Below are 12,027 nucleotides of genomic sequence, written 5' to 3'. Positions count from 1 at the left end.
GCAAAGGTAGTTCTGTTGATTTGCGAAGGGCAATTTTTGTGGAATAATATTTAACGCTATTTGTCCTAATTACAGGTAGGCTGGTTTATTTTCGCCTTGATTTTTGAACGATGCTGAAATCATTCTACCAGGACATTTTAATTGAAGCAGGCTGTGATGAAGCGGGTCGTGGCTGCTTTGCAGGACCGGTGTTCGCCGCAGCAGTTATTTTGCCAAAAGATTTTTGTCATCCTTTGTTGGATGATTCAAAAAAGCTGACAGTAGAAGAACGAAATGAATTACGACCTGTCATAGAGCAGCAGGCTATCAGCTATGCTGTATCGTTTGTTGACAACAACGAAATCGATACCATCAATATTTTAAAAGCTTCTTTTAAAGCAATGCACCTGGCGATTGCTCAATTAACGCAGCAACCCGGCTTATTGTTGATTGATGGCAATCGTTTTACAGCTTATCCCAAAATACCGCATCATTGCATTATCAAGGGCGATGGAAAGTATGCCAGTATTGCTGCGGCCAGCGTCCTTGCCAAAACTTACCGGGATGAATATATGGAACAGTTGCATGACGAATTTCCTGTTTATCATTGGAAGAATAACAAGGGTTACGGTACTCCTTTTCACCGCAATGCCATTGCAGAACATGGACTCTGTAAATATCACCGCAAAAGCTTTCGGCTGATAACGGAGCAATTTGAACTGTTCAATGAAGATGATTAAACAACTACATTATCCATTCCACTCACCCAAACCTTCTCTCATCACTATTGGCTCAGTTCCTGTACAATCAATAATTGTCGATGGAACAGTTCCGCCAATACCGCCGTCAATGACCATATCAACTTCACGCATAAAATTTTCATGCATTATTTCGGGATCTGTATAATCCTCTACCATTTCTCCGGGCAACGATGCACTCAGTATCGGTCGACCCAATTGATTAATGATAGCCTGGGCAATATTATTTGCCGGAATACGTAGCCCGATGGTGTCTTTTTTACTCTGCAAAATTTTCGGAACCATTTTACTGGCAGGCAAAATAAAAGTGTAAGGACCGGGCAGGTACTCTTTTAGCAAGCGGTAAGTGACCGTAGGAAGTTGCTTGGCGTAGTCACTTAGGTGACTCAAGTCGGAACAAATAAAAGAAAGCTGTGCTTTTTTAGGGTCCACGTTTTTTATCCGGCAAACTCTTTCAATCGCTTTATGTTGCAGGATATCGCAACCGAGACCATATATAGTATCGGTTGGATATATAATAACTCCTCCTCTTTCTAAACTTTCAACGACAGTCTTAATTTGCCTGGGCTGCGGATTTTGTGGATGAATGTGCAATAACATAGATTGAAACAACAATTAACCATTACAAACACATAAAGCTACAAGTGTTTTATGAAATATGTTAATTGATCAGAATCCGACGCTTTATATTTACCCTTAATTTTATCTTTGTTAAAACGTCTCTGCTATGCTTCTAAAGCCCGTCGTTACGGTCGATTCGATTGCACCAGGAGTTTTTAAGAAAGATTTTTATCAGCCAGGAACCCCGATAGTCATAAAAAATCTTGCAAAAGAGTGGCCTGCTTACACCAAATGGAACTGGGATTATTTCAAAGAATTGGTTGGCGATAAAAAAGTTCCTCTTTATAATAATATTAAAAGCGATGCTTACACGCCTATTAACAAAGCAGATGACTACAAAACTTTTGGTGAGTATATTGAAATGATCCGCAAAGGACCTGCCGGCTGGCGGATATTCCTGTTTAACATCTTTGATCACGCACCACAACTCATCGATGATTTTACGTGGCCCGAACACCTGATGAAAGGTTTTGTAAAAAAATACCCGATGCTTTTTACCGGCGGCGCTACCAGCATCACGCATATGCATTTTGATATTGACATGTCACATATTTTGCATACGCAATTTGCCGGCAGAAAAAGAGTGCTGATGTTTCCGTTTAAAGAACAATACAAATTGTACCGCAAGCCTTTTGAAGTATTAAGCCTCGCTGATTTCTCTCATTATTATGAGGGCAATGGCTCCCCGGATTATACACGATTCCCTGCTTTAAAACTGGCTGAAGGTTTTGACTTCATCCTCGAACCCGGCGATACTTTATTTATGCCTGCCGGTTATTGGCATCATATGGAATATCTTGACAGTGGGTTTGCGATGAGTTTGCGGGCACTGCATCCATCATTGAGCGGCAAATTAAAAGGAGCCTGGAATTTATTCGGCATGCGCAGCATTGATACCCTGATGAAAAAGACAATGCCCCGGTGGTGGTATGAAAATAAAAAGAGAAAGATTTTTGAAAATGCCGAAAAAGAACTTATGCTTACCTCCTGAGGCAAATCATAAAATTGCGCAAAGTGAAAAGACAACTTAATACCCTGAGCAACTATACTTACTGTATCGTCCACACTTCTTTTCCTCTTAATAATTTATCCAGGTCGGCAGGCTTGCTCGCAACAGCATTCTCCAATTGTAATTGCATCTGATCCTCGTAGCAAGGCCTGTCGTTTTGATAAAACACTCCGAATGGTCTTGGTAAATGACCTTCTATTTTGGGATCATAAAATATGCGAACCAATATCTGGGCTTTATAAATATCTTTTTCATCATGCACCCACAGATCATCAGCACTATAACCATTGTTGAGGTCCACCACTTTGGGTGTAAATCCATCCAGCTTAATCCCCTTATCACTCGAAGCGCCGAAGACGAGCGGTTTGCCTTGTTCTAAGAACAGTGTTTCCTGTGCTTTGCTGCCTTTTTCAGTAAAAATTTCAAAGGCACCATCATTAAAAATGTTGCAGTTCTGATATATCTCGAGAAAAGAAGCCCCTTTATGCTGGTTAGTTCTGATAAGCATGGCCTGTAAATGTTTCGGATCACGATCCATAGTACGAGCTACGAAACTGGCATCGGCGCCCATCGCCAGCGCTAATGGATTAAAAGGATGATCAATACTGCCAAACGGCGTTGATTTAGTCACCTTATTTTCTTCAGAAGTCGGAGAATATTGTCCCTTTGTCAATCCATAAATCTGGTTGTTGAACACTAAAAGGTTCACATTAAAATTGCGGCGTAATAAGTGGATAGTATGATTACCCCCGATGCTCAAACTGTCCCCATCTCCACTAACAATCCATACACTCAATTCAGGACGACTGGCTTTTAAACCAGATGCTATCGCTGTGGCACGACCGTGAATCGAATGCATGCCATAGGTATTCATATAATAAGGGAACCGGCTGCTGCAACCAATACCTGAGACTATTACAATATTTTCTCTTGGAATTCCAAGGGTTGGCATCACTTTCTGTACTTGGGCCAAAATAGAATAATCACCACATCCGGGGCACCATCTTACTTCCTGGTCGGTTGCGAAATCTTTGGCGGTTAGGGCGGGGGCTGTAATCACATCACTCATAACAAAATAAAATATTGGGTTGTAAAATTAATGAATATTAACCAAGGGAATGAGTTAAATGCTTTTTATGAGTTTATCATGACCGGTAAGTTCATCGGTTAGGCTAAAAAAACAAACATACGTAACCCTGTCACGAAGCGCTTTTTACAATTTGTACCTAACTTGCGACCCTAATTTTAGTTATATGGCATCTTACGATTTCGGTATGGTAGGCTTGGGTACTATGGGCCGCAACCTTTTGTTAAATATTGCAGATCATGGATTTTCGGCGATTGGCTTCGATAAAGATACCGCAAAGACAAGACTACTGGAAGAGTCAGCCACGGGAGGCACTACCGTGAAGGGCGTTAACTCTATGGAAGAGATGATCGCAGAACTTAAAAGCCCCAGGAAAATTATGTTATTGGTTCCGGCAGGGCCCATAGTCGATTCAGTGATTAAGGACTTGCTGCCTCTATTACAAGAGGGTGATATTATTATCGATGGCGGCAACTCCCATTTCACCGATACCCTTAACCGGATAAAATATGTAGAAGATAAAAAAATTCATTTCATGGGAATGGGCGTGAGTGGCGGTGAAGAAGGCGCAAGAAGGGGCCCGAGTATTATGCCGGGGGGAGATGTAGAAGCATGGGACCATGTAAAACCTATTCTTGAAGCAGTATCGGCTAAAGTAAATAATGAGCCCTGCGTAGCTTATATGGGTAAAAATGCCGCGGGCCACTATGTAAAAATGGTGCATAATGGTATTGAATATGCCATCATGCAAATGATTAGTGAGGTGTACGACTTTATGAAGCGAGGCCTGGAACTCAGCAATGACGAGATGCATGCTGTTTTTACAAAATGGAATGACGGAGAATTGCAGTCGTTCCTGATTGAAATAACCGCAGCCATCTTTCCCAAAAAAGATGAGCTGACCGGCATTAGCCTCGTGGATATTATTTTGGATAAAGCCGGTTCAAAAGGTACCGGTAAATGGACCTCGCAGGAAGCAATGAACCTGCCCGTGCCCCTGCCAACCATTGATATGGCGGTTGCCATGAGAGATATTTCAGGTTATAAGGATGAAAGGGCGCAGGCCGCCGCTTTGTACAAGCCTAAAACAAAAAGTTTTTCCAGCAATAAAGAAAAACTGCTGCTGCAACTACACGATGCGTTATACGCCGCTACTTTAATTGCTTATGCACAAGGATTCTCGATGCTTCAAAAAGCATCAGTAGAAAGACAAATGGATATCCCGATGAAAGATGTGGTGAAAATATGGCGGGGCGGCTGTATCATTCGTTCAGCACAATTGGAAATTTTTACAGCTGCATTTAAAAAGAATTCCTCCCTGGATAATATTTTACTGGATAAAAAAATTGCCGCTATTGTTAAAAAGAAACAGGCCGGACTCAGGAAAATGGTGCAACAATTTGCGACAGCAAAAATTCCTGCAGCGGGGCTAATGAGTGCTTTGGCTTACCTGGATGCGTATACCAGTGAACGAATGGCAACAAACCTGATACAAGCCCAGCGGGATTTTTTTGGCGCCCATACGTACCAGCGTATTGACAAGGAAGGGAGCTTTCATACCGAATGGTGAAAAACCGGATTTCAGAAGCCAGAGACCGGAAGATGAAGGCACTGTGTAACGGGCAAGTGGCGACTGTTCATAACATGATTTAAGATTCTAATACTTATTGATAAATGGAAAAGAAAACAAATTTACCCCCAACTATACTTTTTATTTTCGGCGGCAGTGGCGACCTCGCAAACCGCAAGCTTATACCAGCCATTTATAATCTTTATCTCGACGAACAACTCCCTGAAAAATTTATGGTGATCGGAGTTGGTCGTACAGCTTTTCCAAACATTGATGATTACCGAAATAAGCTCCTGGATGGAATCAAGCAATTTTCACGACGCAAAGAAAAGATAGAAGAAAAATGGCCCTCTTTTGCGCCGCTAATTTCTTATCATGTAATGGATCTTACGAATGATGAGTCGTATAAAAAAATGTATGAATGGACCAATGAGAAGAGCAAAGAATGGGGAGTGATGCCTAATCTTTTATTTTATCTCGCCGTAGCTCCACAGCTGGCTCCTCCTATCGCTAAAAAGCTATCAGAGCAAAAGATTTGTGATGACTCACAGCATACCCGGATTGTTTTTGAAAAACCATTTGGGCACGACTTGAAAAGTGCACATGACCTGAACCAGTTGCTGAGTGGCATGTTCAAGGAAGAGCAGATATTTCGTATCGATCATTACCTTGGTAAAGAAACAGTTCAAAACATTCTTGCTTTCCGCTTTGCCAATGCTATGTTTGAACCCATCTGGAACAATCATTATATTGATCATGTGCAAATAACAGCTGCTGAAACGGTCGGCGTAGAAGACAGAGGCGGTTATTATGAACAGGCGGGAGCCTTAAGAGATATGGTTCAAAACCACGCTTTGCAATTGCTTTGTATGATTGCTATGGAACCACCCACTTCGTTCGATTCAAATGAAATAAGAAATAAAAAAGTGGATGTGCTGACAGCTATCCGGAAAATCAGTACGGAAGATGTGCATGAAAATGCTGTGCGAGGTCAGTACGCTGAGGGATGGATGAAAGGACAGGAAGTTCCGGGCTACCAGCAGGAGAAAAGCGTGGCGACAAATTCGCCGATCGAAACGTTTGTAGCTGCCAAATTCTATATCGATAACTGGCGCTGGAAAAACGTCCCCTTTTATATACGCACCGGTAAACGAATGCATGAAAAAACAACTTCCATTACCATTCAATTTAAAGAAGCTCCTCATTATTCATTTCCGGCGGAAGCTGCAGATACCTGGCGGCCCAATAGACTGACATTTAGTATTCAGCCGCAAATGGACATCCGCATTCGTTTCCAGGCCAAGCGGCCCGGCACTGAGATGGTATTGAATCCGGTTGACATGGTATTTAGCTATAAGGACACGTTTGATGAACAGGAGCCGGAAGCTTACGAAACATTATTGGAAGATGTGATTGAAGGAAATCAAACTTTGTTCATGCGTGCCGACCAGGTGGAAGCTGCATGGGAAGTAATTACCCCTTTATTAGAGGCCTGGCAAAAGCGGCCACCTGTAGATTTTCCCAATTATGGCCCTGATAGTTGGGGACCCGAAGATTCCGATGCCCTGATAGCCCGTGATGGACATTTTTGGGCTAATTTTCCTATACAAAAAAACGACACTTCTAAATAGATGGCTATGCATAAATACTTGTCAAAAAACAGCGACGAACTAAGCGAAAAAGCGGCGGAATGGTTGGTTGAGTATATAAATGACGTATTGAAAAAACAGGATCGTTTTACGATTGCATTGTCCGGGGGCAGCACACCCAAAAAACTGTATCAACAATTACGCTCTGACAAATACAAGAATGAGATTGACTGGAGCAGACTCCATTTTTTCTGGGGAGATGAACGTTTTGTTCCTTTTGAAGATGAAAGAAACAATGCGAAAATGGCCTATGATGATCTGTTAAACCATGTCCCGGTCAGTAACGAAAATATCCATGTAATGAAGACAGATGGATTGAAACCGGAAGAATCTGCTGCTGATTATGAAAAATTATTGCATCAATATTTTGACGACAAACCTAACTCCTTTGATCTCGTTTTGCTTGGACTAGGCAATGATGCTCACACCTTGTCTTTGTTTCCGGGATATAATCATGTAAGAGAAAATAATAAATGGGCTTTAAGCTTTTATTTGAAAGAGCAGGATATGTACCGTATTACCCTCACCCCACCCGTAGTTAATATGGCGTCAAGAGTAGCTTTCTTAATAAGCGGTGGTGATAAAGCCGCTTCATTGTATCATGTTTTGGGCAGCGAGCATGATCCTGATCTTTATCCAGCCCAGATTATTCAGCCTTTCAATAGTGAGCTATATTGGTTTTTAGATGAGGCCGCCGCCGCGGATTTATAGATAAAAAATTGTATGGGCTGTCAACCAAATTAAACAGTGGATCGTCACTTATCATACATCCCGGTCATATGATCATAAAAAAACAATTCATTATAGTTTTTTTGTTGATGGCTCTGGTTACAGCCGGAGTAGCAGCCGTAACCTTACCAAAACCAAAACATAAAAATCTTAAAATACTACCACAAGACATCAGTGAGTTTATGCTGGATAGTATCATGGAATCTTATACAAAGGCGTTGGGAGTGAGTTGTAAGTTTTGCCATGTGCCTTTTAAAAACTTTCCCGATAGTTTAGATTACGCATCAGATGATGAGCCTATGAAAGAGAACGCCCGGAAAATGATGCGAATGACTATCCATCTTAACAAAACTTATTTCAATTTTGACACTACTACAAGACCTGAATATCTAAAGGTGGTCAATTGTAAAACTTGTCATCGCGGCGAACCTTACCCTGTAGATTGATGAAGATATCATACCTGATTTGTCAATCACATAAAAACACTTGCAACCCTTTGCGTATTATTACCTAAACACCCTCACAGTTTTACTGAATTTTAGTATAAACCATTAAACGAAAGCACTATAAAGATAAAAAGGCCGTTTCTTTATGGTGAAGATCAGGTGTTGATGTGTACCTATCCTAACGAAAACCAATTTTATGTCTCTATTTAATTGGATGGGCCTATTCGCAACTATTGCTTTGAGTGCGCCCATTATTATGCTCCTAATAAACCGGCTTGCCTGGTACAGAAGTTTCCCTGCATTATTCTTTTACTATGTCCTCGTGGTAGGTTATATCATTATGCTACTTGGCTACGTAAACGTGGGCAAGACATTTATGAACCGGCTTGGCGTAATTAATAATTTATTAGATGCGCCGCTGATGTTATTGTTCCTGGTATACTTTAGTAAAACTGTCTTTTTTCGAAGAAAATTGATTTTAGTGGCAGTCGGCTTTGTTGTTTTTGAAGCTATTGTTCTCGCATTATATGGATTTAATTCTACAGCTACCACTATTATACTAGCGCCTGGCCTGATATTGGTGCTGACAATCTCTATATTGTTTTTTGTGCACCAGGTAAAAATTGCAGTCGTCTATCACAAAGCAATTGGCAAGGCCCTGATGGTTGCCGCTTTACTTTTTGCTTATGTCGGATATTGTTTTGTGTATGTGGTATATTATCTCATACAACCTGTCTATAAACACGATGCGCATCTTGTTTATTTTCTTATCACTATTTGTTCCTGTATTGTGATGACAACGGGAATTTTCATGGAAAGAAAAAGGGTCAACCAGCTGACTGAAATTAAAACTACCCGCAGGGAACTAAAAGCTATATACGGCGGTCAGGAAGAAAAGCCAAAAAAAATGACTGCTCCATTAGAAGCAGTCATTATCAATTTCAGTAAAAAATAAATTAGAAACAGTATTTACCTTCTGCAACCATCTTATCAGCCAATCTTCTCCTTGCATCTTTTGTATTGAATGGTTCAGCCTTGGTAAAGCGTTTTAATCCCATCAATATCATCCGCTGCTCATCGCCATCAGCAAAGGCATTAATAGCGTCTTTACCTGATTTGTTTACTTTGTCAGCGGCATCATATAAATAAGTCCGCATAATATCCTGGTAAAGCTGTGTGGCAGCATCACCCTGCTGATCGGTCATCTTCATTACCCGCAATAGAACACTCTCTGCATTGAAGGTTTCGATAGCCATATCAGCAAGATTCATCAATACTTCCTGTTCACTTTCTATTTTCATCATCAGCTTTTGAACAGCGGCGCCTGCAGTCATCAGGATTGCTTTCTTCAGATTGCCAACAAGCTTTCTTTCTTTTGCAAACGGAGTTTCATCTTCACTGCCAAAATCGGGGATGCTCATCAACTCTTTTTGAACACTCATGGCCGGACCCATCAGATCCAGTCTTCCACCCATCGCTCTTTTCAAAGTCATGTCAAGTGTGAGCAGCCGGTTGATCTCATTGGTGCCTTCATAAATCCTGTTGATACGGCTATCCCGGTAAGACCTTGAAATATTATATTCAGCACTGAAGCCATTACCACCATGTATTTGTACTCCTTCATCTACCACATAGTCCAAAACTTCACTGCCATAGACTTTTAACATAGCACATTCGATAGCATATTCTTCCGCTGCTCCCAACAAAGATTCATTAAATGGTTTGCCTGCGGCCAACAGTTCTTTTTCTTTCTCATCAACCCAATTGGCGGTGCGGTAGAGAGCAGATTCAGCTACAAAAACTTTGATAGCCATTTCCGCTAATTTATGTTTGATAGCACCAAAATTGGAAATGGGCTGCTTGAATTGCTCTCTTGTTTTAGCGTATAAAACCGACTCTGTCAATGACCTCCTGGCGCCGCCGGTAGCAGCAGCACACAATTTCAACCGGCCAATATTCAAAATATTGAAAGCGATTTTATGACCTTTGCCAATTTCTCCCAGCACGTTTTCAACCGGCACTTTTGCATCCTGGAAATAAAGTTGAACAGTCGAAGAACCTTTGATACCCATTTTATGTTCTTCGGGACCCTGGGTAAATCCTTCAGTTCCTCTTTCTACTATAAATCCTGTAAACTTGTCGCCGTCCACTTTGGCAAAAACAGTATACACTTGCGCAAATCCGCCATTTGTAATCCAGCATTTCTGTCCATTCAGAATATAATATTTTCCATCATCGCTCAATTTTGCTGTTGTTTTTGCACCCAATGCATCACTTCCACTATTGGGCTCCGTTAATCCATAGGCGCCTGCCCATTCACCAGTAATTAACTTGGGAATATACTTTTGCTTTTGTTCGGGTGTACCAAAATATAATATTGGCAATGTGCCAATACCGGTATGTGCCGCAATAGCAACAGAAAATGAGTGACCGGCACCCAGGTATTCATTTACTATAGTAGAAGTAACAAAGTCTTTTCCTAACCCACCATACTCTTCCGGAAAAGAAACTGATAGCAACCCTTGTTCACCGGCTTTTGTAACCAGCGATTTCATCAGGCCAGGTTCCAGGTTATCAATGCGATCTAAAATAGGATAAACTTCTACATCGAGAAACTGGTTACACATGTCCCTGATCATTCGCTGTTCCTCAACGAAGTTTTCAGGCGTAAAGGTTTCAAAAGGCGAAGATTCTTTGATAAGCCATTCGCCCCCTTTCAATGTCTTTTTGGCTTCTGTGGCAGCACTCATGGTATGTAAGTTTAAAGGTTTAAGGTTTGTAATTTTATCTATCCGACTCTCTACTTTAGGTTGTCATACACAATTTGCAAGACTTCTTTACACACATCTATTTTATCCGGCGAAACGCTTTTCAATGCTTCGTTCAGCGTTTCGTCAGCTATTTGCATAGTTTCTTCTTCCAGCTTTTGCGCATTTTTGGTCAGGTAAATCAAATTGATCCGCCGGTCATTTTCCGATGCTACTCTTTTTACCAGGTTTAGCTTTTCCAGGTTATCCACCAGGCGGGTTATGCTGGGCTTATCCCTGAAAGTAGCATTACATAGTTGTTGTTGACTACGTCCGTCTTCTTTCCACAAATGATATAACACACTCCATTGCTCGATCGTGATATTAAGCCCGGCATTATTGAACTTTTTCTGCAAGCGACGGGCTATAGCGGTCGAAGCCTTGCCGGTTACAAAACTGTATAGCTCTCCTTTCTTAAAATGGTTGTTTGACATATAGTTGTTTGTGCAACTATTCAAAAATAATATTATTTTCGAATAGTGCAACTATATTTCCGGTAAAATTTTATCCGCTAAAAATGCAAGAATGGCTACTTCATTATAAATCATCGCAGATCAATTGTTATCGGTTTGGTAACGGGGAAAAAATAGCAATTTGTTTTCATGGCTATGGTGAAGATGGCAGCATGTACCGGTTCCTGGAAAAGCATGCCGGTGATCAATACAGTTTTTATTCCATTGATCTGCCTTTTCATGGAAAAACAAAATGGAATGAAGGATTAATCTTTTCTCACGTGGATTTGCAACATATAATTGCGGAGATGTTGGGTGAAAATAAACAACGACTGAAAACTGGTAACCTGCGACTTTCTCTTCTCGGTTTCAGCCTGGGCGGTCGCATTGCCCTAAGTCTTTATCAGGCGCAACCTGACAGAATTGGAAAACTTGTCTTATTGGCTCCGGATGGATTAAAAGTCAACTTCTGGTATTGGTTGGCCACGCAAACACAACTGGGTAATAATCTTTTTGCTTTTAGTATGAAACATCCCGGCTGGTTTTTTGGATTTATCAAATTGCTGAATAAGCTGGGGGTGGTTAATACCAGTATTTTCAAATTTGTGAACTACTACATTGGAAATTTTGAGGTAAGGGATTTGCTATATAAAAGGTGGACTACTTTAAGAAAACTAAAACCTAATCTGCATCGCATAAAAAAATTTGTTCGTCAATATCAAACACCTGCCCGGCTAGTGTATGGGAAATATGATCGCATTATTTTGCCAATCAGGGGTGAAAAATTTCAGGAAGGCATTGAAGAGTTTTGCACGGTTTCTATCATTCATTCCGGTCACCAGGTCTTGCATGAAAATCATGTTGAAGGAATTATGAATGCGCTGGTATATTAACATCCAATGATTAGATTTGCTTTCCCT

The 12,027-nt window shown here is 41.0% G+C and carries 12 protein-coding genes; 8 read left to right on the top strand and 4 right to left on the bottom strand.

The annotated features are described in order from the left end of the window. Positions 1 to 110 precede the first annotated feature (110 nt). The gene (gene rnhB / locus P2W73_RS13390; RefSeq protein WP_276502560.1) at positions 111 to 719 is read left to right on the top strand and encodes a ribonuclease HII; all 609 of its coding nucleotides are present in this window, start codon (positions 111 to 113) and stop codon (positions 717 to 719) included. A gap of 9 nt (positions 720 to 728) precedes the next feature. Here the strand turns inward: rnhB and P2W73_RS13385 are convergent, their stop codons facing one another. Continuing rightward, positions 729 to 1,337 carry an L-threonylcarbamoyladenylate synthase gene (locus P2W73_RS13385; RefSeq protein WP_276502559.1) on the bottom strand — a complete coding sequence of 203 codons (609 nt, stop codon included), beginning with the start codon at positions 1,335 to 1,337 and terminating at the stop codon, positions 729 to 731. Between the two features lie 127 nt (positions 1,338 to 1,464). On the opposite strand from P2W73_RS13385, the gene P2W73_RS13380 reads away from it, so the two are divergent. Next, positions 1,465 to 2,349 carry a cupin-like domain-containing protein gene (locus tag P2W73_RS13380; RefSeq protein WP_276502558.1) on the top strand — a complete coding sequence of 295 codons (885 nt, stop codon included), beginning with the start codon at positions 1,465 to 1,467 and terminating at the stop codon, positions 2,347 to 2,349. A gap of 58 nt (positions 2,350 to 2,407) precedes the next feature. Here the strand turns inward: P2W73_RS13380 and P2W73_RS13375 are convergent, their stop codons facing one another. Then, on the bottom strand, positions 2,408 to 3,436 hold the full coding sequence (locus P2W73_RS13375) for a 2-oxoacid:ferredoxin oxidoreductase subunit beta (protein ID WP_276502557.1): 1,029 nt from the start codon (positions 3,434 to 3,436) through the stop codon (positions 2,408 to 2,410). A gap of 184 nt (positions 3,437 to 3,620) precedes the next feature. Here P2W73_RS13375 and gnd point away from each other — a divergent pair, with 184 nt between their 5' ends. From gnd to P2W73_RS13350, 5 genes are all read left to right on the top strand, one after another. Next, a complete protein-coding gene (gene gnd / locus P2W73_RS13370; RefSeq protein WP_276502556.1) occupies positions 3,621 to 5,024 on the top strand; it encodes an NADP-dependent phosphogluconate dehydrogenase in 1,404 nt (467 codons plus the stop codon). 104 nt (positions 5,025 to 5,128) lie between these two features. Then, positions 5,129 to 6,655, top strand: coding sequence for a glucose-6-phosphate dehydrogenase (zwf, locus tag P2W73_RS13365; protein WP_276502555.1), 1,527 nt, complete (start codon positions 5,129 to 5,131; stop codon positions 6,653 to 6,655). 6 nt (positions 6,656 to 6,661) lie between these two features. Beyond that, complete coding sequence (gene pgl / locus P2W73_RS13360) at positions 6,662 to 7,384, top strand: 6-phosphogluconolactonase (RefSeq protein ID WP_276502554.1); 723 nt, start codon at positions 6,662 to 6,664, stop codon at positions 7,382 to 7,384. A gap of 68 nt (positions 7,385 to 7,452) precedes the next feature. Beyond that, entirely contained in the window at positions 7,453 to 7,848 is a 396-nt protein-coding gene (locus tag P2W73_RS13355; RefSeq protein WP_276502553.1) for a c-type cytochrome, read from the top strand. Positions 7,849 to 8,044: 196 nt separating this feature from the next. Further along, the gene (locus tag P2W73_RS13350) at positions 8,045 to 8,803 is read left to right on the top strand and encodes a hypothetical protein (RefSeq protein ID WP_276502552.1); all 759 of its coding nucleotides are present in this window, start codon (positions 8,045 to 8,047) and stop codon (positions 8,801 to 8,803) included. A gap of 1 nt (position 8,804) precedes the next feature. Here P2W73_RS13350 and P2W73_RS13345 read toward each other — a convergent pair whose 3' ends face one another. Together P2W73_RS13345 and P2W73_RS13340 are read right to left on the bottom strand one after the other, a co-directional pair. Beyond that, positions 8,805 to 10,598 (bottom strand): acyl-CoA dehydrogenase FadE, encoded by a 1,794-nt coding sequence (locus P2W73_RS13345; RefSeq protein WP_276502551.1) that lies wholly within the window; start codon positions 10,596 to 10,598, stop codon positions 8,805 to 8,807. Between the two features lie 50 nt (positions 10,599 to 10,648). Then, complete coding sequence (locus tag P2W73_RS13340) at positions 10,649 to 11,089, bottom strand: MarR family winged helix-turn-helix transcriptional regulator (RefSeq protein WP_276502550.1); 441 nt, start codon at positions 11,087 to 11,089, stop codon at positions 10,649 to 10,651. Between the two features lie 83 nt (positions 11,090 to 11,172). Between P2W73_RS13340 and P2W73_RS13335 the strand changes: the two genes are divergently transcribed. Next, entirely contained in the window at positions 11,173 to 12,000 is an 828-nt protein-coding gene (locus P2W73_RS13335; RefSeq protein ID WP_276502549.1) for an alpha/beta hydrolase, read from the top strand. Positions 12,001 to 12,027 lie beyond the last annotated feature (27 nt).

It is taken from the genome of Terrimonas pollutisoli (assembly GCF_029360765.1).
In the GTDB taxonomy this organism is placed as follows: domain Bacteria; phylum Bacteroidota; class Bacteroidia; order Chitinophagales; family Chitinophagaceae; genus Terrimonas_B; species Terrimonas_B pollutisoli.
Note: the sequence above shows the minus strand (reverse complement) of the source record. Positions and strands in the feature narration are given on the sequence as shown.